The organism is Halomonas sp. 328, from assembly GCF_015645095.1.
Taxonomy (GTDB): domain Bacteria; phylum Pseudomonadota; class Gammaproteobacteria; order Pseudomonadales; family Halomonadaceae; genus Bisbaumannia.
The window spans coordinates 1-22744 of sequence record NZ_JADOTW010000005.1; the positions used below are offsets into that span (position 1 = coordinate 1).

Annotated in this window: 17 protein-coding genes and 1 pseudogene; 9 read left to right on the plus strand and 9 right to left on the minus strand. The window is 69.0% G+C overall.

The genetic code is table 11. The features are described from left to right. From IHD13_RS03195 to hutI, 3 genes and pseudogenes are all read right to left on the minus strand, one after another. Window positions 1–383 (minus strand): annotated as a pseudogene (locus IHD13_RS03195) (urocanate hydratase); the annotation flags it as partial. 48 nt (window positions 384–431) lie between these two features. Continuing rightward, window positions 432–1373, minus strand: coding sequence for a formimidoylglutamase (gene hutG, locus IHD13_RS03200; RefSeq protein ID WP_195859597.1), 942 nt, complete (start codon window positions 1371–1373; stop codon window positions 432–434). Beyond that, window positions 1366–2583 carry an imidazolonepropionase gene (hutI, locus tag IHD13_RS03205; RefSeq protein ID WP_195859598.1) on the minus strand — a complete coding sequence of 406 codons (1218 nt, stop codon included), beginning with the start codon at window positions 2581–2583 and terminating at the stop codon, window positions 1366–1368. The genes hutG and hutI overlap by 8 nt, the downstream gene beginning before the upstream one ends. A 332-nt stretch (window positions 2584–2915) precedes the next feature. Here hutI and IHD13_RS03210 point away from each other — a divergent pair, with 332 nt between their 5' ends. Then, entirely contained in the window at window positions 2916–4247 is a 1332-nt protein-coding gene (locus IHD13_RS03210) for a YjiH family protein (protein ID WP_326838303.1), read from the plus strand. Between the two features lie 74 nt (window positions 4248–4321). On the opposite strand, the gene hutC is transcribed toward IHD13_RS03210, so the two are convergent. Continuing rightward, window positions 4322–5038: a histidine utilization repressor gene (gene hutC / locus IHD13_RS03215; RefSeq protein WP_195859600.1), complete on the minus strand. Its 717-nt coding sequence runs from the start codon at window positions 5036–5038 to the stop codon at window positions 4322–4324. Between the two features lie 237 nt (window positions 5039–5275). Between hutC and IHD13_RS03220 the strand changes: the two genes are divergently transcribed. Beyond that, a complete protein-coding gene (locus tag IHD13_RS03220; protein WP_195859601.1) occupies window positions 5276–6664 on the plus strand; it encodes a metal-dependent hydrolase family protein in 1389 nt (462 codons plus the stop codon). A gap of 16 nt (window positions 6665–6680) precedes the next feature. Here IHD13_RS03220 and holA read toward each other — a convergent pair whose 3' ends face one another. From holA to leuS, 3 genes are read right to left on the minus strand one after another with little or no spacing between them, the layout of a single operon-like run. Beyond that, the gene (gene holA, locus IHD13_RS03225; protein WP_195859602.1) at window positions 6681–7739 is read right to left on the minus strand and encodes a DNA polymerase III subunit delta; all 1059 of its coding nucleotides are present in this window, start codon (window positions 7737–7739) and stop codon (window positions 6681–6683) included. 6 nt (window positions 7740–7745) lie between these two features. Then, window positions 7746–8234, minus strand: coding sequence for an LPS-assembly lipoprotein LptE (locus IHD13_RS03230; protein WP_195859603.1), 489 nt, complete (start codon window positions 8232–8234; stop codon window positions 7746–7748). A gap of 34 nt (window positions 8235–8268) precedes the next feature. After that, the gene (gene leuS, locus IHD13_RS03235; protein ID WP_195859604.1) at window positions 8269–10851 is read right to left on the minus strand and encodes a leucine--tRNA ligase; all 2583 of its coding nucleotides are present in this window, start codon (window positions 10849–10851) and stop codon (window positions 8269–8271) included. Between the two features lie 195 nt (window positions 10852–11046). Between leuS and IHD13_RS03240 the strand changes: the two genes are divergently transcribed. Further along, the gene (locus IHD13_RS03240) at window positions 11047–11559 is read left to right on the plus strand and encodes a zinc ribbon-containing protein (protein ID WP_195859605.1); all 513 of its coding nucleotides are present in this window, start codon (window positions 11047–11049) and stop codon (window positions 11557–11559) included. Between the two features lie 25 nt (window positions 11560–11584). Here the strand turns inward: IHD13_RS03240 and IHD13_RS03245 are convergent, their stop codons facing one another. After that, a complete protein-coding gene (locus IHD13_RS03245; protein WP_326838304.1) occupies window positions 11585–12931 on the minus strand; it encodes a hypothetical protein in 1347 nt (448 codons plus the stop codon). 198 nt (window positions 12932–13129) lie between these two features. On the opposite strand from IHD13_RS03245, the gene IHD13_RS03250 reads away from it, so the two are divergent. Beyond that, window positions 13130–14452, plus strand: a complete 1323-nt coding sequence (locus tag IHD13_RS03250; protein WP_195859606.1) for an acyltransferase family protein — start codon at window positions 13130–13132, stop codon at window positions 14450–14452. On the opposite strand, the gene IHD13_RS03255 is transcribed toward IHD13_RS03250, so the two are convergent. Next, on the minus strand, window positions 14449–15342 hold the full coding sequence (locus IHD13_RS03255) for a LysR family transcriptional regulator (RefSeq protein ID WP_195859607.1): 894 nt from the start codon (window positions 15340–15342) through the stop codon (window positions 14449–14451). The two genes, IHD13_RS03250 and IHD13_RS03255, sit on opposite strands and share 4 nt — an antisense overlap. A gap of 375 nt (window positions 15343–15717) precedes the next feature. Here IHD13_RS03255 and leuC point away from each other — a divergent pair, with 375 nt between their 5' ends. The 5 genes from leuC to IHD13_RS03280 all read left to right on the plus strand — a co-directional run bounded on the left by leuC (window position 15718) and on the right by IHD13_RS03280 (window position 22741). Then, window positions 15718–17163, plus strand: coding sequence for a 3-isopropylmalate dehydratase large subunit (gene leuC / locus IHD13_RS03260; protein ID WP_195859608.1), 1446 nt, complete (start codon window positions 15718–15720; stop codon window positions 17161–17163). A 3-nt stretch (window positions 17164–17166) separates the two neighbouring features. Continuing rightward, the gene (gene leuD, locus IHD13_RS03265; protein WP_195859609.1) at window positions 17167–17814 is read left to right on the plus strand and encodes a 3-isopropylmalate dehydratase small subunit; all 648 of its coding nucleotides are present in this window, start codon (window positions 17167–17169) and stop codon (window positions 17812–17814) included. Window positions 17815–17850: 36 nt separating this feature from the next. After that, window positions 17851–18930, plus strand: coding sequence for a 3-isopropylmalate dehydrogenase (gene leuB / locus IHD13_RS03270; protein ID WP_195859610.1), 1080 nt, complete (start codon window positions 17851–17853; stop codon window positions 18928–18930). Window positions 18931–19021: 91 nt separating this feature from the next. Further along, window positions 19022–20137, plus strand: coding sequence for an aspartate-semialdehyde dehydrogenase (gene asd, locus IHD13_RS03275; protein WP_195859611.1), 1116 nt, complete (start codon window positions 19022–19024; stop codon window positions 20135–20137). Between the two features lie 165 nt (window positions 20138–20302). Continuing rightward, window positions 20303–22741, plus strand: a complete 2439-nt coding sequence (locus IHD13_RS03280; RefSeq protein ID WP_195859612.1) for a FimV/HubP family polar landmark protein — start codon at window positions 20303–20305, stop codon at window positions 22739–22741. Window positions 22742–22744: the final 3 nt, after the last annotated feature.

Consider the following 22744-nt stretch of genomic DNA (forward strand, 5'->3'; position numbering starts at 1 on the left):
AGGCCTTTCTTATCCAGCTCGTTGAAATGCTCCCAGTTGGCCCAGGCCGGCACCAGGTTGGAGTTGGCGATCAGCACGCGCGGCGCGTCCTTGTGGGTCTCGAAGACCCCCACCGGCTTGCCGGACTGCACCAGCAGGGTCTGGGTGTCTTCCAGGCGGCGGAGGGTCTCGACGATGGTGTCGTAGCACTGCCAGTCACGGGCGGCACGGCCGATGCCGCCATAGACCACCAGGTCCTCGGGGCGCTCGGCCACGTCCGGGTGAAGGTTGTTCATCAGCATGCGCAGCGGCGCCTCGGTGAGCCAGCTCTTGCAGCTGAGCTCGGTGCCGGTGGGGGCGCCGATCTGGCGGGACGGGTCGTGACGGGGATCGCGTTGAGTCATGGGAGTTGCCTCGTGGTTCGGTCGTTCGGTGATGGGGTGTCGTGACGATCAGAGCGTTAGGTGATGAATCAGCCGCGCCGCCGCCCGGGCGGTGCGGTTATCGATATCGACGTCGGGGTTGAGCTCGGCCAGGTCGATCAGCGCCAGCTTGCCGCTGTCGCGCACCCGGGTGAGCAGCGGCTCGATCAGGGCCAGCGGCACGCCGTGGGCGGCGGGGGCGCTGACGCCGGGGGCCTCGCAGGCCGGCAGCACGTCGATATCGATGCTCAGGTAGAGGAGGTCGCACTGGCCGATAAAGGCGGTGAGCTCCTCGGCGAGGCTGTCCAGGCGGGCCGCGGTGATCTCGTGGTCCTCGCGGACCAGCACGTCGAGCTCGGCGGCCCGGTTGAACAGCGCCCGGGTGTTGGCGGCCCGGCTGACGCCCAGGCAGGCGTAGCGGAAGGGCCAGCCGCGGGCCTCGCAGGCCTCGGCGATCTGGGCGAAGGGCGTGCCGGAGGAGCGCACATGACGCGGGTCGCGCAGGTCGAAGTGGGCATCGAAGTTGATGATGCCGACCGTCGGTGCCGGGCCATCGCCGGCTTCCAGGTGGCGGGCCAGGCCCGACCAGCTGCCGAAGGCCACCTCGTGGCCGCCGCCCAGCACGATGGGCAGGTGACCCTGGGCCATTAGCCCGGCGACTCGCTCGGCCAGCCGCGCCTGGGCGGTTTCCATGTCGCTGTCGCCATGGCAGGCGATATCGCCGGCATCATAGGCCGGAGCGCGACGGTGCCAGGACAGCGGCGCCAGGGCCTTGCGCAGGGCCCGGGGGCCCTTGGCGGCGCCGATACGCCCCTGGTTGCGGGCTACGCCGGCATCGCAGGCGAAGCCCACCAGGGCCACGCCCGGGGCGGCGCTGGCCTCGAGCGGCTCGATCACCTGGTGCCAGCGCAGGCTATCCGCCTCGGGATCCTCGCGGCCGGCCCAGGGGGACATATCGATGGGCTTAGTCATGGGTCACCTCGCCGTTAACGACCCGCTGGCGCAGGCGCCCGGGCTGGACCGCATAGGCCAGGGCCGCCGGGGTGTCGACGCTCCACAGGCAGAGGTCCGCCGGGGCGCCGGCCTCGATACGGCCGAGGCCGCGTTGGGCGAGTCCCAGGGCTCGGGCGCCATGGGCGGTCATGCCGGCCAGGGCCTCCTGGGGCGTCAGGCGGAAGAGGGTGCAAGCGAAGTTGAGCATCAGGGTCGGATCGAAGATCGGCGAGCTGCCCGGGTTGGCATCGGTGGCCACGGCCATGGGCACGCCGGCGTTACGCAGCGCCTCGATGGGTGGCAGCTTGGTCTCGCGCAGGGTGTGGAAGGCGCCGGGCAGCAGCACGGCGACGCTGCCGGCCTGCTTCAGGGCGGCCACGCCGGCGTCGTCCAGGTACTCGATATGGTCGGCGGAGAGCGCCCCATGACGGGCCGCCATGGCGCTGCCCCCCAGGTTGGAGAGCTGCTCGGCGTGGGCCTTGATGGGCAGGCCGTGAGTCTCGGCGGCCTCGAAGACCCGCTCGCACTGGGCCACCGAGAAGGCGATGCGCTCGCAGAACACATCCACCGCATCCGCCAGGCCCTCGGCGGCGGCGGCCGGGATCATCTCCTCGCAGACCAGTCGGATGTAGCCGTCGCTGTCGCCCTGGAACTCCGGGGGCAGGGCATGGGCGCCGAGCAGGGTGGTGACCACCCGCACCGGCAGGGCCTCGCCCAGGCGCCGGGCGACCCGCAGCATCTTCAGTTCGTCGGCGACCGTCAGGCCATAGCCGGACTTGATCTCCACCGTGGTGGCGCCCTCGGCCATCAATGCCTCGAGGCGCGGGCGGGCGGCGGCGAAGAGCGCCTCCTCGCTGGCCTCGCGGGTGGCGGTAACGGTGCTGATGATGCCGCCGCCACGGCGGGCGATCTCCTCGTAGCTGACGCCTTCCAGGCGCTGCTCGAATTCGTCGGCCCGGGAGCCGCCGAAGACCAGGTGGGTATGGCAGTCCACCAGGCCGGGGGTCATGACGCCGCCGCTGGCCATCAGCTCGCAGCCGGCGAGGGTCTCGGCGTCGAGCTCGCTCATCGGCGCGACCCGCTCGATGCGCTCGCCGGCCACGATCACCCCCATGGGGGCGGGCTGGGTCTGCAGGCCATCGAAGAGAGTGATATCGCGCCAGAGGCGGCGAGTGGCTTGGGATGGCATAACGGCCTCCTCACTGGGCTGGGTTATGTATATACAATTAGCCTAGCCCGAAAAGCCCGTCAAGTCATCCCGTCGCGGCGGAGCAAACAGGACCTGGTCTCTTTGGGCGAGACTGTCTTTAATTTTACCAAATACAATAGCTTATGTTTCTATCGGCGCGATGTGGAGGCATCGGAAGGGGAGGGGTTAAGACCAAAGTCTAAAGGGTTGGGGTGGGCGGTTGGGCGGGGTTTTGTCTATTGTATTGTATATACATGGCAAGGACGCCTTTCCCTGCCCCGAGGCTCTTTGCCCAGAGACCCGGGCCAACAATCACAAGCGAGGCTTCACCCGTGGACACTTCTCCCCCCAAGGCAACACCGGCGCGGCGAGGCTCCGTCGCCACCATTCTCAAGCTCTTCGTGCCCAGCCTGCTGGGTATCCTGATCTTCTTCGTGCCCATCGAACTCGGCGGACGCAGCACCATCCTGCTCGACCATATGGTCGGCGGGGCGCGCAGCCTGCTCGGGGACTTCAGCGGCTTCTACGCCCTGGCGCTGATCGTGGCCGGGGCCGCCTACCCGCTGCTCAAGGGGTACTGGCGGCGCAACCTCACCGAGCGCATCTTTACCGTCCTGAAGATCGCCGGGGTGGCCGCGGCGCTGATGGCACTGACCGGCTGGGGGCCGGCCTTCCTCCACGAGCCGGACATGCTGCCCTTCCTGTTCGACAAGCTGGTGATCCCGGTAGGCCTGATCGTGCCCATTGGTGCGATCTTCCTGGCGCTGTTGATCAGCTATGGCCTGCTGGAGCTGATCGGCGTGCTGGTTCAGCCGGTGATGCGCCCCATCTGGCGCACGCCGGGGCGTAGCGCCATCGATGCGGTGGCCTCCTTCGTGGGCAGCTACTCCATCGGCCTGCTGATCACCAATCGGGTCTATCAGGCGGGGCAGTACTCGGCCCGGGAGGCGGCGATCATCGCCACCGGCTTCTCCACCGTCTCTGCCACCTTCATGATCATCGTCGCCCGCACCCTCGATCTGATGGGTGTGTGGAACTTCTACTTCTGGCTGACGCTACTGATCACCTTCATCGTCACCGCCATCACCGTGCGCCTGCCGCCCCTCGCCGGCATGAGTGACGACAAGCGCGATGGCGAGCCGGAGTCCGTGCCCGGCAAGCGCCTGGCCACCGCCTGGCGGACCGGCCTGGCGGTCGCCGAGAAGGCCCCGGGCCTGCATCGCAGCGTGGCGCTCAACTTCAAGGAGGGGCTGGTAATGGCCATCAGCATCCTGCCGTCGATCATGTCGGTGGGCCTGGCCGGCCTGCTGGTGGCCAAGTACACCCCGCTGTTCGCCTGGCTGGGCTGGCTCTTCTATCCCTTCGTGGCGGTCTGGGGGCTGGCCGATGCGCCGGCCCTGGCCCAGGCGGCCGCCTCGGGGCTCGCCGAGATGTTCTTGCCGGCGCTGCTGATGGCGGAGGCGGAGTTCGTGGCGCGCTTCGCCGCCGGGGTGGTCTCGGTCTCGGCGGTGCTGTTCTTCTCCGCCTCGATCCCCTGCATCCTCTCCACCTCTATTCCGCTCTCGGTGGGGCGCATGCTGGTGATCTGGTTTATCCGTGTGGCGCTGAGCCTGACCCTGGCGATCCCCACCGGCTATCTGGTGCAGGCGCTGGCTGGCGTGTAGCGCCCGCGCTTTCGGCACAACGAAAAACGCCTCCCCGGCCTGGCCGGGGAGGCGTTTGCGTTTCCAGCGCCCGCCTAGTCGCGGCGGCTACTGACCGTGGAGCGCAGCTTGTAACGGTCGCCGGGGTGAATCAGCCGCGCATAGCTGATCAGCTGTTCGCCGGACCAGGTGCGGCGCACCATGCTCAAACAGGGGGTGGCGGTATCGATGGCCAGCCAGTCGGCGGTCTGGGCATCCACCAGCACCGCCTCGACGATATGCTCGATATCGGTGATCGGGCAGGCCGCCACCAGCACCTCGTTGGGGGTCTGGCGGTCGAAGTCGCTGGCCAGGTAATCGGGCACCCAGCGCGGGTTGACGTAGCGGTTCTCCAGCTGGATGGGCACCTCTTCCTCGTAGTGCACCAGCAGGGTATGGAAGACCCGGCTGCCCAGGCGCATGCCCAGGCGCAGGGCCACCTCGTCGTCCGCCTCGATCGCTTCCCGGGTCAGCACCTCGTTGCGGTAGGCGTGGCCCCGGCCACGTACCTCCTCGGCAATGTTGTGCACGTCGAGCAGCGGCGACTCCGCCTTGCGATCGGTGACGAAGGTGCCGAGGCCCGGCTGGCGGGTCAGGTAGCCCTTCTGCACCAGGTCGCGGATCGCCTTGTTGGCGGTCATGCGGCTGACCCCGAAGTCCCGGGCCAGTTGCTCCTCCGGGGGAATCTGGTGGTGGGCCGGCCAGTCGCCGCCGTGGATCTTCTCCAGCAGGTGTTGCTGGATCTGCAGGTAGAGCGGGGGAGAGCTACCCATGGGGTCGGTGTCCTTGCGCCTCGGGCGAATGTCTATACAGCTAGTCTACCCGCTGTGTCTTCGCCAGGCATCCCCGCCGGTTGCCGGTGCGGATGCCTGGCCTACACTGGATGAGTCATGCCTGATAAAAGGACCTTATGGATGGTCGCTCCCGCTTGTCATCATCATCTCCATGCCGGTGGGCATGGCCCCTGCTGCTGCGGGTCACCGCTCTTGCAGCGCTTTCACCAGCGCATCATGGCAGACCTCTCCCGCCGTCACTTCCTGGGCGGCAGCGCCGCCGTGCTGGCACTCTTCACCGGCCTGCGGGCGCCCCAACTGGTGGCCGAGTCCGACCGCCAGCCTCGGGGACCGCTGCTGTTGACCGGGTTGCGCCTCTTCGATGGCAGTGGCGGGGCGCTGCGCGACGGCCTGGCGTTGCGAATCGAGGAGGGGCGCATCACGGCGATCCTCTCGGCGGAGGAGGGCGCCCGACTCGAGCTGGAGGGGGAGCGCATCGATTGCGGCGGCCGGGTGGTGATGCCGGGGCTGATCGATGCCCATTGGCACAGCACCCTGGCGGCGATCACCCAGGCCGCCGCCATGACCGCCGACGTGGGCTATATCCACCTGGTCGCGGCCCGGGAGGCGGAACGCACCCTGTTGCGGGGGGTGACCACGGTGCGCGATGCGGGCGGTCCTTCCTTCGCCCTGAAGCGGGCCATCGACGAGGGACTGGTGGCCGGGCCGCGCATCTTCCCCTCCGGGGCGATGATCTCCCAGACCTCGGGGCACGGGGATTTTCGCATGCGCCACGAGGTGCCCCGGGGAAGCACCACGCCGCTCAACGAGATCGAGCGCCAGGGGGTGGCGACCATCGCCGATGGGCCGGCCGAGGTGCTGCGCCGGACCCGGGAGCAACTGATGCTGGGGGCCTCCCAGATCAAGCTGATGGCCGGTGGCGGGGTCGCCTCCACCTATGATCCCCTGGACAGCACCCAGTACCGGGAAGAGGAGTTGCGGGCGGCGGTGGAGGCGGCCGAGGACTGGGGCACCTATGTGATGACCCATGTCTATACGCCGCGAGGCATCCAGCGGGCGATCCGCGCCGGGGTGCGCTGCATCGAGCATGGCCAGCTCGCCGACGAGGAGAGCGTGCGCATGATGGCGGGGGAGGGGGTCTGGTGGAGCCTGCAGCCTTTCCTGATGGACGAGGACGCCAATGTCTATCCGGACGAGGCGCGCCGGGAGAGTCAGCGGCTGGTTTCCGAGGGTACCGTCAGGGCCTATGCCCTGGCCGAGCGCTTCGGCGTCAAGACCGCCTGGGGTACGGATATCCTCTTCAGCCCCCAGAATACGCCCAGCCAGGGGCGCCAACTGGCCAAGTTGACCCGCTTCTACGACCCCCTGACGGTGCTGGCCATGGCCACCGGCAACAATGGCGACCTGCTGGGGCTCTCCGGGCCCCGTAGCCCCTACCCGGGGCGCCTGGGACGGATCGAGGAGGGGGCCCTGGCGGACTTGCTGGTGGTGGATGGCGACCCGAGCCAGGGCCTCGATTTCCTGGCCGACCCGGACACCCACCTGCGCCTGATCATAAAGGGCGGGCGGATCTACAAGGACAGCCTGGGGCAAGCCAGGGCCTGAGGTCATATCTTCGACGTCAGCCCACCTTGTAGGCGTAGGGGGACTCGGCCAGCGGGCCGCGTCCTCCGGCCAGGGTCAGCGCCAGGTCGTGGAGGCCATCCCATAACGGCACCGGGCTTGCGCCCTTGATGGCCAGGTCGAGGCGCTGGGCGAACAGCAGCAGCTTGTGCAGCCGCCTGGTGGGCAGGCGGTTCAAGGCCTGCTGGTAGGCGGGGCGGCGCTTGTCGAAGATCGGCGGCTTCTGGGCCTTGCAGGCGTGCTCGAAACTCTGCCCCTGGTCCAGGTGCTGGTAGAGGGAGAGCAGGGTGCGCAGCTCGCGGGTCAGCACCCAGAGCACCAGGGTCGCCTCCACCCCTTCGCCGCGCAGCCCGGCGAGGATCCGCGAGGCGCGCTCCCGCTCGCCGCGCAGGCAGGCGTCGCTCAGGGTGAAGATATCGTAGCGGGCGCTCTCCTCGACGCCGCCGGCGATGGCCGCGGCATCCAGGCGCGCCCCGGGCGGCATCAGCAGGGCCAGTTTCTGCAGCTCCTGGTCGGCGGCCAGGAGGTTGCCCTCGGTGCGCTCGCCGAGCAGGCGGGCGGCCTCCATGTCCAGGCTCAGGCCATGGTGGGCGGCCCGGTCGCGCAACCAGAAGCCCAGGCGCTGATGATCCACCGGCCACACCGGGACGAACAGGCCGAGCTTGTCGAGGGCCTTGAACCAGGCGCTCTTCTGCTCGCGGAAGTCGAGCTTGCCCATGCTCAGCAGGAGGATATTGTCGCTGCCCGCGAGCCCCTCGGCATAGGCCTTGAGGGCCTTGGCGCCCTCCTGGCCCAGCTTGGCGCCGCCCAGGCGTAGCTCGATCAGCTTGGAGGAGGCGAACAGCGACAGGCTGGCACTGGCCTCCAGCAGCTGGCTCCACTGGAAGCCGTTCTCCACATGCAGCACCTCCCGCTCCTCCACGCCCCGGGCACGGGCGGCGCCGCGCACGGCGTCGCAGGCCTCCTGGTGCAGCAGGGGCTCCTCGCCGGCGACGATCACCACCGGTGGCAGGCGCTTGGCCAGCGCCTCGGGAAGCTTGTCGGGAAAGACCTTCATCTCACCTCACCGCTGGGCCAGGGGACGCAGGCGATCGAGCAGCCGCGAGGCGGCCTCGCGGCGCAGGTTGGCCTCGGCCTCGCGACGCTGGTCGTCCGCGGCCAGCAGGTTGGCCTCGTTGATATGCAGGCGCTGGCTGACGCTGAGGGTCTCCTGGGGCAGCAGGTAGGCGCCGTCCTCGACCCGCTGCACCGAGAAGGGCGCCTCGAGGGTCAGCTCGACCTCCCGGTTGCCGCTCTCCACCAGGCCCAGGGCGCGTTCGCGCAGGCGCTCGGCTCCCAGGTTGAGGCGTAGCGGCGCCGTGTCGTCCAGGCGGGTGCCGCCGCGCTCGAGGCGCTGACGCACCGCCTCGGCCAGGTCGTCATTGGCGGCGGCCAGGTGCAGGGCTTCCGGGCCGCTGGCCGCATCGAGGCCGCGCAGTTGGAAGCCGCAGCCACCCAGGCCGAGGCCGGCGACGCCGGCCAGGGTCAGGCGCAGAAAGTGACGCCGTTGCATCTTGGCTCTCCTTGGCCCATGGGAGGGGTGGGCCCTAGCCCACCACGATATTGACCAGCTTGCCGGGCACCACGATCACCTTGCGGATCGTCTTGCCCTCCAGGTGGCGCTGGACGTTTTCGGCGCCCAGGGCCTCGGCCTCCACCGCCGACTTGTCGGCGTCCGGGGCCACCTCGATGCGTGCCCGCAGCTTGCCGTTGACCTGCACGACGAGCTCGATGCTGTCGCGGGCCAGGGCGGACTCGTCGAGGCGCGGCCAGGCGGCGTCGATGGCCGGCCCGTCGTGGCCCAGCTCGGCCCAGAGGGCGTGGCTGATATGCGGGGTGATGGGGGCCAGCAGCAGCACGCAGGCCTCCACCGCTTCCCGGGCCACGGCCAGGCCCTGGGGCGACGAGTCATCGAACTTGCCGAGGGCGTTGGTCAGCTCCATCACCGCGGCGATGGCGGTATTGAAGGTGGTGCGGCGACCGATGTCGTCGCTGGCCTTCTTGATGGTCTCGTGGGTCTTGCGGCGCAGGTCGCGCTGGGCATCGCTGAGGTTGGCGGTATCCAGGGGCGCCGGCTCGCCGGCGGCCAGGTGCTCGCTGGCCAGGCGCCACAGGCGCTTGAGGAAACGGTTGGCGCCCTCGACGCCGGAGTCGGACCACTCGAGGGACTGCTCGGGCGGGGCGGCGAACATCATGAACAGGCGCACGGTATCGGCGCCGAAGCGCTCGATCATCGACTGGGGGTCGACGCCGTTGTTCTTCGACTTGGACATCTTCTCGATGCCACCCATCTGCACCGGCTGGCCATCGGCGATCAGCACCGCGCTCACCGGGCGGCCCTTGTCGTCGCGCTTGACCTCCACGTCGGCGGGGTTGAACCAGGTCTTGGCGCCGTTGGCCTCCTCCCGGTAGAAGGTCTCGGCGATTACCATGCCCTGGGTCAGCAGGCGCTGGAAGGGCTCGTCGGAGTCGACCAGGCCGAAGTCGCGCATCAGCTTGTGGAAGAAGCGCGCATAGAGCAGGTGCAGGATGGCGTGCTCGATGCCGCCGATATAGAGGTCCACCGGCAGCCAGTAGTTGGCGCGCTCGTCGAGCATGGCGTCCGGGTTGTCGGCGCAGCAGAAGCGCGCGTAGTACCAGGAGGACTCCATGAAGGTGTCGAAGGTGTCGGTCTCGCGCACCCAGCCATCGCCCAGGTCGGAGAATTCCGGCATCTTCTTCAGCGGCGAGCCGGAGGCGTCGACGGTGACTTCCTGGGGCAGGGCCACCGGCAGCTCGTCGTCGGAGAGCGGCACGGTCTGGCCCTCGGGGCCGTACTTGACCGGAATCGGCGCGCCCCAGTAGCGCTGGCGGGCCACGCCCCAGTCGCGCAGGCGGAAATTGGTCTTGACCTCGCCGACGCCCTTCTCGGCGAGCCTGGCGGCGATGGCATCGAAGGCCGCCTCGAAGTCGAGGCCGTCGAACTCGCCGGAGTGGATCAGGCGGCCGTACTCCACGTAGGCGCCCTCGGAGAGGTCCGGGGCCTGGCCGTTCTCGTCGGCAATGACCGCCTCGATGGGCAGGCCGTACTTGGTGGCGAACTCCCAGTCGCGCTGGTCATGGCCGGGCACCGCCATCACCGCGCCGGTGCCGAACTCCATCAGCACGAAGTTGGCCACATAGACGGGGACCTTGCGGCCGGTCAGCGGGTGCACCGCCACCTGTCCGGTGGCCATGCCCTTCTTCTCCTTGGTGGCCAGCTCCGCCTCGGAGGTGCCGCCCCGGGCGCACTCCTCGCAGAAGGCGGCAAGCGCCGGGTTGCCCTCGGCGGCGGCCTTGGCCAGCGGATGACCCGCGGCCACCGCCACATAGGTGACCCCCAGCAGGGTATCGGGGCGGGTGGTATAGACGGACAGCGGCTCGGCGGGAGAGCCATCGGCGGCCTGGATGGCAAAGCTCAGTTCCACGCCCCGGGACTTGCCGATCCAGTTGCGCTGCATGGTCTTGACCTGCTCGGGCCACTCGACCTTATCGAGGTCGGCCAGCAGCTCCTCGGCATAGTCGGTGATCTTGAGGAACCACAGCGGGATCTCCTTGCGCTCCACCAGGGCGCCGGAACGCCAGCCGCGGCCCTCGATCACCTGCTCGTTGGCCAGCACGGTCTGGTCCACCGGGTCCCAGTTGACGGTGGACATCTTCTTGTAGACCAGTCCCTTCTCCACCAGCTTGGTGAAGAACCACTGCTCCCAGCGGTAGTAGTCGCTGTCGCAGGTGGCGAACTCGCGGCTCCAGTCGTAGGCGAAGCCCAGGGCCTGGAGCTGGTTGCGCATGTAATCGATGTTTTCGTAGGTCCACTTGGCCGGCGGTACCTGGTTCTTGATGGCGGCGTTCTCCGCCGGCATGCCGAAGGCGTCCCAGCCCATGGGCTGCAGGACGTTCTTGCCCTGCATGCGCTGGTAGCGGGAGACCACGTCGCCGATGGTGTAGTTGCGCACGTGACCCATGTGTAGCTTGCCGCTGGGGTAGGGGAACATCGACAAGCAGTAGAACTTCTCGCGATTGGCGTCCTCGACGGCCTTGAAGCACTCGTTCTTCACCCAGAACTGCTGGGCATCGCGTTCGATCTCATGGGGGTTGTACTGTGCGTCCATCGGTTCGGTCTGTCACCTTGTGGAGGGGGATGGCGTAAGCGTTGGCGCGGTCCGGGCGCCGCCGTGCGTAGACTGTGTTACAACTGGTGTAACGGCGGCTTGGCACCATCGAATGGGGCACAAGCATACCTTAGTAAGGTCCTGTCAGGTAAGGGCCTGGCCCGGCGCCAGGCCGGTGGAACCAAGGAGCGCACCATGAGCGAGCAGAAAGAGCGGGAACATCGGCTGCGGGAAGGTTATGAGCGCATGCTGGCGTGCCTTCAGCATGGCGCCGACGAACTCTCCTGGGAGGCCCTGCAGCAGGAGCTGGACGAGGCGGTGGAGTTCGAGGCGGAGCTCGAGGAGTTCACCAAGGACGAGCTCTCCCTGCTGCGGGCCTGGGTGGAGCGCGACCTGCGCGAGATGCGCCGCTACCTGGCGGCGAGCGGCAAGGGGGTGGCCAGTTGGCTGGGCATCGACCTCTCGGTGCTGTCGCGCAAGGTCACCGATGCGCTCTTCTCCATCGCCGACCGCTCGGTGATCGAACGCGAGCGGCTCACTGACGACCTGGAGGCGGCCCGGGCCGATTATGTCGAGGGAGAAATCGCCGCCCCCGGGCGCATGGCCTGCGTGCACTGCGGTGCCACCGTGGAGCTGGAGAGCGTGACCCGCATCGAGCCCTGCCATCAATGTGGGCACCGCTACTTCGCCCGGGCCTCGGAAGCGTAGGAGGACGGCTAGGGGGGGCACCCGGTCATGTGGGGAGTAGCCGATCCAGGACCAGGATAATGCCCACCACCAGTAGCGACATCAGTGCCGCATAGGTCAGGTTGTGGCGCATCATGGTGTAGCCACTGGTGCCGTAGCGCCCCTGCAGGGAGAGGTTGATTCCCGACAGGGGCCCCACGGCGGTACCCACCCCCCAGGCCGCCAGGGCCACGAAGCCCAGCAGGGTCAGGCGGCTGCCCTCCAGGTCGAGCAGCGAGGCCAGGGTCGAGACCCCGATGATGGGGTGCAACCCGGCGATGGCGCTGGCGATGATCGCCAGGTAGCTGAGTGCCGCCTCCCTGGCGCCGAAGTGGGCGAAGAGCACCCAGTCCCCGCCGCTGGCGGCACGCACCCAGGTGGAGAGCCCCTGGGTGAAGAGGCCGGCACACAGGAACAGCGAGATCTCCCCGCGCATCGCCGGCAGTCGCTGGCGGGCATGATCCAGGGTGCGTCGGGCGGTCCAGCGAGGCCCCCGGGGCAGGTTGCTGGCCAGGGCCACCGCCGGCAGCAGGAAGGTGATCAGGCTGACGATGGAGAGCCCCGGGGTCAGCCCGTAGTGGAAGAGCAGCACCAGGGCCGCCATGGCGCCGGGCATCAGCAGGTTGGTGGGCGTCAGGGCGTGGCCCGGGGTCTCGGTGAGGTCGAAGCGTCGCCCCAGCTCCAGGCAGGTGAGCAGCCCCGAGAAGAGCGCCAGGGGCAGGCCGAAGGCAAGGATCCAGCCGTAGCTCATGCCGGGAGCCACGGTGAGCACCACCCCCATGGAGGCGAAGAAGGGCGACCAGAGGGCGGCGCTGGAGAGGCCGCGGTTGAGGGTCAAGAGTTGTGGCGTGGTCAGCTCGCCCCGGGCGCGCAGGCGATCCCCCACCATAAAGACCGTGGAGAGGTTGAGGATGGCGCCGAGCAGATGCACGCTGAGCCAGGTATGGGCGATGCCCCGGCGGCCGGTGACCCGCCGCCGGGGCGCCGCCGGTGGCCGGGTGCCGAGCAGGCCGAGGAAGCTCACTCCCACCAGCATGGCCACCACATAGACATTGCCCTCCAGGCTGCGGGCCCAGTCGATGGTCGCCCCATGGCGGAGCTGGCTGAACAGCAGGAAGCCGCCCCCCAGCAGGGCCAGGGCACCGGCCTGGAGTCGGTTGCGCCGGGGAATATCCCGCCACAGCAGCAAGGTCGCGGCCCAGAACAGATAGCTGATCCCGGCGGCCGGCATCGGCAGCGGCGTGAAGTAGAGGATCTGGGTGATCAGGCCCAGCAGCAACAGCAGGCCGGCGATCACCCGGCGCGGCGTGGGGCGGGGTGGGGTGGCCTGGGGGGCGGGAGCCGGTCGTGACACGGGGCCTCACTTGTACAAGAACATCGGACAACGGGAAGGTCGATGCAAAGGTTAGCATCCTAGGGAAGTCCCTCTGAGGCGGCAAGTACCGGCTTGACTCGCCGCAGCGGAAGGAAGAGAGTGTTATAAAACGCTGTTCGATTACTCTCTGTCGCCACTCGCCGGCCAAGCACCTGCCCGATATCGAAGGAGCGAGTCATGTCGTCAGCACGAGCCCCCAGTGACGCCACCTCCCGGGACCGCTATCCCGACGCCCTGCGTGCCGGTGCCCTGCTGGTGGTGGTCTTCGGCCACTGGCTGGCGACCCTGCCGCGCCTCGAGGAGGGACTGATGGTGGCCACCGACCACCTGCTGGTGGCCTGGGCCGGCGCCGGGGCGCTGACCTGGGTGTTGCAGGTGGTGCCGCTGTTCGTCTTCGTCTCGGCGGCGGTCAGCGCCGAGGGGGCCCAGCGGCGGCTGAGTCAGGGCGATCGACAGCTCCACTGGTGGGCGGGGCGCGCCCTGGGGCTGGCGCGGCCCACCGTCACCTACCTGGCGGTGTTGGCGGCGTTGAGCCTGGTGGCCCTCGTGACCGGCGGGCGCTTCCTGGGCCTGCTCAACCACTCCCTGACCATTCACCTGTGGTTTCTGATGATGCTGCTGGGGGTGCAGGCGCTGCTGCCCCTGGGCGTCTGGGCCGATAACCGCTGGGGCCTCAAGGCGGTGGTGGCCCTGGTGGTGATCGCCGCCAGCATCGACCTGCTGCGTGCCGGGATCACCGCCCCCGGGCAGCTCCTGAGCCTGGGCGAGCGGGTCACCGCCAGCGCCGGCGGTATCGGCTGGCTCAGCGTGGTGGCGGTGTGGCTGCTGCCCCAGCAGTTGGGCATCGCCTGGCGGCGCGGGCGCTTCGCGGGGGCCGGTGTGGGGGCCGGCCTGCTGCTGCTCGGCCTGGGGTGGCTGGCCGCCGCCGTGGCCAGTGGCTATCCCCTGGCGATGGTCGACGGTCGCGTCGGCGACCCCAGCAACCTGTTGCCGCCGACCCTGGCCCTGGTGGGGGTGATGTGGCTCCAGGTGGGGGCGGTGCTGCTCTTCGAGTCGCCGGCGCGGCGCTTGCTGGCCCGGCGTCCCATCGACCGCCTGGTCACCCTCCTCGGCGCCCTGGGCATGCCGCTCTATCTCTGGCACAAGCTCGCCGAGTTGCCGGCGGCCTGGGTGGGGGAACGCCTGGGACTGCCCATCGATGCCGGGGTGCCCGGGGAGGCCGGTTTCTGGCTGGGGCGTCTCTGGTGGCTGCTGCTGTGTGCCCTGACGGTGGCCCCGGTGATGGTGGCGGTGGTGAGCTTCGAGGTGCGGCGCAAGCGGGGCCTGGTCCAGGCCGGCGCCACGCCGGTGATCCTCGCCGGCGGCGCGGCCCTGCTGGGCGGGCTCCTGCTGAGCCTGGCCCTGGGCGCCATGCCCGGTGCCCTGTTCGGCCTGGCGGGGGTGGCCGCCGCCTCCTGGCTGCTGCGGGTGCATCCGCAGCCGGCGGAGGCATCGGGCTAGCCCCAGCGCCTGGCCTCGGGGCTGCGGGCGTCCTCCAGCATCGCCAGCATGGAGCGGGCGGCATTGGAGAGGGTGCGGCTCTTGTGCATCAGGTAGCCCAGGGGGCGCTGGATGGGCCGGTGGTCGATGGGCAGCACCTCGATCTCGTCGTCGATCAGGCTCTCCGGCAGCACGCTCCAGCCCAGGCCGATGGCCACCATCATCTTGAGGGTCTCCAGGTAGTTGGTGGAGAGCGCCACCTGCACCTTGAGCCCTTCCCGGGCGAAGGTGTCGACGACGATGCCGCGGGTAAAGGTCAGGTGCCCCGGCAGCACCGCATCGAAGGTGGAGAGGGCCGCGAGAGGCAACTGCTTGCGCCCGGCCAGGGGGTGGTCGCGGCCGCAGACGAAGCGCAACTGGTCGACCCAGACCGGTACCACGGTGAGGTCGGGGGCGGGGGAGGGGGCCAGGGTCACCACCGCCAGTTCCAGTTCGCCGTCGAGCACGTCCTGGTAGGCCTGCTCCGAATCGAGGAAGCGCATGTCCAGGCGCACCTCCGGATGGGCCTGGGTATAGGCCTTGAGGATCGGCGGCAGGCGGTGCAGGCCGATATGGTGGCTGGTGGCCATGGTCAGGCTGCCGCCCACGTCGCCGCTGAGGTTGCCGATGGCGCGGCGGCTGTCGTCCACCATCACCAGGATCTGGCGGGCCCGGGGCAGCAGCAGGCGACCCGCCTCGGTGAGGCTGACCCGGCGACCGATGCGGTCGAAGAGGCGGGCGCCGACCTGATCCTCCAGGCCGGCGATGCGCTTGCTTACCGCCGGCTGGGTGAGGTGCAGGTGTTCGCCGGCCAGGGAGAAGGAGCCGTGGTCGGCCACGGCGAGAAAGGCCTGAAGGCTCTGGGTATCCATTGCAAGGCTCCGAACGGTGTAGAGCGTGGATAAGTGCTTTCTTGAGGGGCGGGGCTACTCTGGGTAAGGCCATCGCAAAGACGCTGTGAACCCTTCCCTGGGCGCTCGACTTTTTCCTGCGGCGCTTCGCTATCCTGCTCCGCTTGCAGGGCCGGGGTAGGCCCTCCATGGCCTACCCGTTCGGAGGCATGCTCCTCACCCCTGAAAAAGACGCTTTGCTTTGGCCTTCCCCAGCGCCCCTTGTGCAACAATTCATTATATTCCATGTTGGAATCCAAAGGATAAAGAACATGAATTGATTTTATGGGTGGCGCCCCCTAGTCTCGAGGCATCAGAGAAGCGCGGGCAACGAGCCCGCCCCTGGAGGAGACCCCCATGGCAGGCCAGACGCTCTACGACAAGTTGTGGTCACAGCACCTGGTAAAGGAACGTGACGACGGTACCGCCCTGATCTATATCGATCGCCACCTGCTCCACGAGGTGACCTCGCCCCAGGCCTTCGAAGGCCTGCGCCTGGCGGGCCGCAAGCCCTGGCGCCTGGACGCCAACCTGGCCACCCCGGACCATAACGTGCCCACCACCGTGGTGGAGCGGGCCCGGGGCAACGCCGGCATTCAGGACCCGGTGTCGCTGATCCAGGTGCAGACCCTGGACGACAACTGCGAAGCCTTCGGCATCGAGGAGTTCAAGATCAACGACGCCCGCCAGGGCATCGTCCATGTGGTGGGCCCGGAGCAGGGCGCCACCCTGCCGGGCATGACCGTGGTGTGCGGCGACTCCCACACCGCCACCCATGGCGCCTTCGCGGCCCTGGCCCACGGTATCGGCACCTCCGAGGTGGAGCATGTGCTGGCCACCCAGTGCCTGCTGGCCCAGAAGATGAAGAACATGCTGGTGCGGGTCGAAGGCGAGCTGGGCCTCGGCGTCACCGCCAAGGACATCGTGCTGGCGGTGATCGGCGAGATCGGCACCGCCGGCGGCACCGGCTATGCTATCGAGTTCGCCGGCAGCGCCATCCGCGGCCTCTCCATGGAAGGCCGCATGACGGTCTGCAACATGGCCATCGAGGCGGGGGCCCGGGTCGGGCTGATCGCGGTGGATGACACCACCATCGACTACCTCAAGGATCGCCCCTATGCCCCCAGCGCTGCCCAGCGGGAGGCCGCCGTGGCCGACTGGCGTGGCCTGGTCTCCGACGAGGATGCGGCCTTCGACAAGGTGGTGGAGCTGGATGCCGCCGCCATCGAGCCCCAGGTGACCTGGGGCACCAGCCCGGAGATGGTCACCGGCGTCTCCGGCGAGGTGCCCGACCCCGAGGCCGAGGCGGATGCCACCGTGAAGAGCGGCTACCAGCGCGCCCTCGAGTACATGGGCCTGGCCCCCAGGCAGAAGATCACCGACATCAAGCTCGACAAGGTGTTTATCGGCTCCTGCACCAACTCGCGCATCGAGGACCTGCGCGAGGCCGCCAAGGTGGCCAAGGGCAAGAAGGTCGCCGACTCCGTCCAACTGGCTATGGTGGTGCCGGGTTCCGGCCTGGTGAAGCGCCAGGCCGAGGCCGAGGGACTCGACAAGATCTTCGTCGAGGCGGGCTTCGAATGGCGCGAGCCGGGCTGCTCCATGTGCCTGGCCATGAACGCCGACAAGCTGGGCGCCGGCGAGCATTGCGCCTCCACCTCGAACCGCAACTTCGAGGGCCGCCAGGGCTACGGCGGGCGCACCCACCTGGTGAGCCCGGCCATGGCCGCCGCCGCCGCCATCGCCGGTCACTTCGTCGATGTGCGTACCCTCGAATCGAACCGCGCCGCCCAGGAGGCCTGAGTCATGCAGAAATTCGAACGTCAGCAGGGGCTGGTGGCGCCCCTCGATCGGGCCAACGTGGACACCGACCTGATCATTCCCAAGCAATTCCTCAAGTCGATCCAGCGCAGCGGCTTCGGCGTCAACCTCTTCGACGAGCTGCGCTACCTGGATGAGGGCCAGCCGGGCCAGGACTGCTCGCAGCGTCCCCTCAACCCCGACTTCGTGCTGAATCAGGCGCGCTACCAGGGGGCCAGCGTGCTGCTGGCGCGGCGCAACTTCGGTTGCGGCAGCTCCCGGGAGCACGCCCCCTGGGCCCTGGCCGACTTCGGCTTCCGGGTGGTGATCGCGCCGAGCTTCGCCGATATCTTCTACAACAACGCCTTCAAGAACGGCATCCTGCTGATCACCCTGCCGGAGGAGGCCGTCGGCCGGCTGTTCCGGGAGGTGGAGGCCAGCGAGGGCTATCGCCTCGACGTGGACCTGGAGCAGCAGCGCATCACCACCCCGGGTGGCGAGATTCTCGAGTTCGCGGTGGACGCCTTCCGCAAGCACTGCCTGCTCGAGGGGCTCGACGATATCGGCATCACCCTGCAGGACGAGGACGCCATCCGCGCCTTCGAAGAGAAACACCGCGCCGCCCGCCCCTGGCTGTTCCGCCAGGCCGGTTGAGCCGCCCATTCATCGATGCAAGGGAAGAGACACCTGATGAGCCGCAAGATTCTCGTTCTGCCGGGCGACGGTATCGGTCCGGAAATCACCCGCGAGGCGGTCAAGGTCCTCAAGGCCTGCCAAGCCAAGGGCCTGGACGTGACCCTGGAAGAGGGCCTGGTGGGGGGCGCCGGCTACGACGCCCACGGCGAGCCGCTGCCCGCCGTGACCCTCGACAAGGCCAGGGCCGCCGACGCCATCCTGCTGGGGGCCGTGGGTGGCCCCAAGTGGGACACCCTGGAGGACCTCTCCAAGCGTCCCGAGAAGGGGCTGCTGGGCCTGCGCAAGAACCTGGGGCTGTTCGGCAACCTGCGCCCGGCGCTGCTCTATCCGCAGCTGGCCGAGGCCTCGACCCTCAAGCCCGAGGTGGTCTCCGGCCTGGATATCCTGATCGTCCGCGAGCTCACCGGCGGCATCTACTTCGGTCAGCCCCGGGGCATCGAGGAGCGTGACGGCGAGCGGGTCGGCTTCAACACCTATGTCTACTCGGAGTCGGAGATCGAGCGCATCGGTCGCCTGGCCTTCGAGATGGCCCAGAAGCGTGGCAAGAAGCTGTGCAGCGTCGACAAGGCCAACGTGCTGGAGGTGACCATCCTGTGGCGCGAGATCATGGAGCGCCTGGCGCCGGAGTACCCGGACGTGGAGCTCTCGCACATGTACGTGGATAACGCCGCCATGCAGCTGGTGCGCGCCCCCAAGCAGTTCGATGTCATCGTCACCGGCAACATGTTCGGCGATATCCTCTCGGATGCCGCCGCCATGCTCACCGGCTCCATCGGCATGCTGCCGTCCGCGTCCCTCAACGAGAGCGGCCAGGGCATGTACGAGCCCTGCCACGGCAGCGCCCCGGACATCGCCGGCCAGAACATCGCCAATCCGCTGGCCACCATCCTCTCGGTGGCCATGATGCTGCGCTACTCTCTGGGGGAGACCGTCCTGGCCGAGCGGATCGAGACCGCCGTGGGGCAGGTGCTCGACCAGGGCCTGCGTACCGCCGATATCGCCTATCCGGGCACCCGCCAGGTTTCCACCACCGAGATGGGCGACGCCGTACTGGCCGCCTTCGAAGCGCTTTAATCGCGCCCTCGGTATCGTTGCGCCCGTGGCACCCGCGGGCGCTTCCTCCCCCTGAGCGGGGAGGCACACTTATTTTCAGGAGGACATTCACATGTTGAAAGTCGGTTTTGTCGGTTGGCGTGGCATGGTCGGTTCCGTGCTGATGCAGCGCATGGTGGAAGACGGAGACTTCCAGGGCATCGAGCCCATCTTCTTCACCACCTCCCAGGTCGGCCAGCCGGGGCCGGATGTCGGCGTGGAAGTGCCCCCCCTCAAGGATGCCTTCGACCAGGCGGCCCTCAAGGCCCTGGATGTGGTCATCACCTGCCAGGGTGGCGACTACACCCAGGCGGTCTACCAGGACCTGCGCCAGGCCGGCTGGAAGGGCTACTGGATCGATGCCGCCAGCACCCTGCGCATGGCCGACGAGGCGACCATCGTCCTCGACCCGGTCAATCGCCATGTGATCGATGCCCAGCTGGCCAAGGGCGCCAAGACCTTCGTCGGCGGCAACTGCACCGTATCGCTGATGCTGATGGGTCTGGGCGGGCTCTTCGAGGCCAATATGGTCGAGTGGATGACCTCCATGACCTACCAGGCCGCCTCCGGCTCCGGCGCCAAGCACATGCGCGAGCTGCTCAACCAGATGGGCGCCCTGCGCGACAGCGTGGCCGACGAGCTGAGTGATCCGGCCAGCGCCATCCTGGATATCGACCGCAAGGTCACCGCGGCCATGCGCGGCGGCGACTTCCCCACCGAGAACTTCACCGCGCCCCTGGCCGGCAGCCTCTTGCCGTGGATCGACGTCAAGCGGGACAACGGCCAGAGCAAGGAAGAGTGGAAGGGCAGCGTCGAGACCAACAAGATCCTCGGCCTCGACAACAACCCCATCCCCATCGATGGCCTCTGCGTGCGTATCGGCGCCATGCGCTCCCATAGCCAGGCCTTCACCATCAAGCTGAAGCAGGACGTGCCCCTGGACGAGATCGAGGAGCGCATCGCCAAGCACAACGACTGGGTCAAGGTGGTGCCCAATGACAAGGAGGCGACCATCGCCGACCTGACCCCGGCGGCCGCCACCGGCACCCTGACCATTCCGGTGGGGCGCCTGCGCAAGCTGGCCATGGGCGGCGACTATCTCTCCGCCTTCAGCGTCGGTGACCAGCTGCTGTGGGGCGCCGCCGAGCCCCTCAAGCGGATGCTCAAGATCCTCCGCGAGCAGCAGTAAGCACGGGGATCACCAAGATCGCAAAACGCCTCCTTCGGGAGGCGTTTTGCATCATGGCTTTCTTGTACAGCGGCCGTTGAAAGGCGTCGGCAGGGGCGAAGCGGGGCGATGTATCCCAAGTGTTACACTGACAAACAGTGACGCTTCAGCCATAGGTGGGCCGCCATGAAACGCAAGCTCAAGGGTGCCGTGCTGCTCGGTCTCTCCCTGGCCACTCCCCAGGCCCTGGCCCTGGGGGTCGGGGCCCTGGAGGTGCACTCCCATCTGGGGGCGCCGCTGGAGGCCAGCCTTCCCCTCTATGACACCCAGGGCCTCGACCCGGCGGCCTTCCAGGCGCGCCTCGCCGACGCCCAGACCTATGCCCGGGCCGGCCTGGCCCGGACCCCGCCGCTCAGCAGTCTCGACTTCCGGGTCGAGCGTCGCGGCGCCCGCCTGGTGCTGGTGCTCGACTCGCGCCAGCCGATCAACGAGCCCTACCTGGACCTGCTGATCGACCTGGAGTGGCCGGGCGGCCAGCAGTTGCGCCAGATCACCCTGCTGCTGGACCCCCCGGACTATCGCCCGCTGATGGAGCCTTCCGTCCCCCGGGTACCTGCGGCGCCGTCTCCCGCCGTCGTGCCGCCGTCACCGCCCTCGGCGGCAGTCTCGCCGACGACGCCATCCCCGGCGGCCCAGGCCCAGGGCGATCCTGCCTTCGTGCGCTCCGGGGATACCCTCTGGGCGGTGGCCAGCCGACTGCGCCCGGATAGCGGCATCGATATGCAGCAGATGATGCTGGCCCTGGTGGCGGCCAACCCGGAGGTATTTCCCCACGGCAATATCAATCAGATGCGCGCCGGCTTCACCCTGAGGGTGCCGGAGCGCGAGGCCCTGGTGGCGATCTCGCCGGCCGAGGCCAGCCGCCTGGTGCAGGCCCATCACCAGGCCTGGGCCAATCGCAGCGGCGGGGTACCGGCGCCGGTGGCCATGCCGGCACTGGCCGCGGCGGTGGCGCCGGCTGCGGGGGACGATGCCTTGGATACCGAGGCCGTGGAGAGCGAGGCGAGCGTGCCTGAGGAGGCCGGAGCCCCCGCCGTGCCGGCGCCTTCCGTGAGTCAGGAAGAGGAGGCGCCGCCGACACCGGAGCCAGCGGAGTCGCCGGCGGCAGAGCCGACACCGCCCGCCTTCCAGGAGGACGAGGAGGTGGTGGCGCCGCGCCTGGTGCTGTTGAGTGATGCCGAGCTGGCGGCGGAGCAGGCGGCTCGGCAGGGGGATGAGGCGGAGGCCGTCGAGCCGGCCTTCGGCGATGCCGCCGGGGAAGTCGAGGAGCCGGCCCTGGCCGAGGTGTCGGAGGAGGCGCCGCTGGCCGGGGAGGAGAGCCCCGGCCCGGCCCAGGTCGACGAGCCGCTGCTGGCCCAGGTGATCGCGGAGGAGGGGGGCGGGAGTGCCGGGGCGCTGGCCGAGTTGCGCGACGAGCGCGATGAACTGCGCGACGAGATCGGTGCCCTGCGCGACGAGATGGCCGCCCTGCGTGAGCAGCTGGCGGCCCTGGCCGCCGGCAGCGGCGGGGCCGATGGGCCCGGTCTCGGCGGCGTCGTGCCTCCCGATAGCGCCACGCCCACCGAGGGCGCGGTCGCGACCGGCAACGAGCCCTGGTGGGGGGCGCTCTGGGCCGGGGCCCGGGATCATACCCTGGCCCTCGGCGGTGCCGCCCTGGCGCTGCTGCTGGCGCTCTGGGCGCTGCTGCGCCGGCGTCGTGAGGAGGATGAGGGGCAAAGCTTCGCCGAACTCTATGCGGCGAGCCCGGCACCGCAGCCTTCGCCCGCCCCGGCGGTCACCGGCCAGGCCCAGCCCGGACGCCACGCCATGCCGGAGACACAGGCGATCAGCGAGGCGGATATCTTTATTGCCTATGGTCGTTACGACCAGGCCCGGGAGCTGCTGGAGGCAAGCCTGGCCAGGGACCCGGGTCGCGATGACCTGCGCCTGAAGCTGATGACGGTGCTGGTGGAGCAGCGTGACTGGGTGGCGGCGCGCTGCGAGGGCGACCGGCTGGAGGCCCATGGTGACCCGGCCCTGGCTCCCGAACTGGCCCGCCTGCAGGCCCGTATCGGCATGGAGGAGGGCGAGGACGGTGCCGCGTCGGCGGGATCTCGAGCCCCCGGCGCCCCGGACGCCGAGGCGCCCCGGTCCGAATCGTCGGAGCGCAGCGTCGATGAGGCTCCCGCCCAGGATGGGGGGAGCGAGTCCGTTGCCCCGGAGGACGAGGCGGTAGAGCGAGTCATCGATTATCGGCCCCCGGAGATCGAGCCGGTCGAGCCCCGGCCCGAGACGCCTCGGCAGCCCGAGGTGGCCTTTACCCCCGAGGCGTCGGAGAGGGGGCCGGCCAATGGGGAGATTCCCCATGACTGGGAGGTGGAGGAACTGGCGTTACCGGCCGCGGATCTGGATAATGGAGACTCCGCCGCTGCCCCGGCAGCGCAGCGGCTCCTGGCCGAGGCCCACGCCTTGCTCGAGACGGGCGAGCGCGAGCGGGCCGCCGAGCTGCTGGCCCGCGTCGTGGCCGACGGCGATGACCAACGACGGGAGCAGGCGCGGGCCCTGATCGCCCAGCACAACCTCTGATGA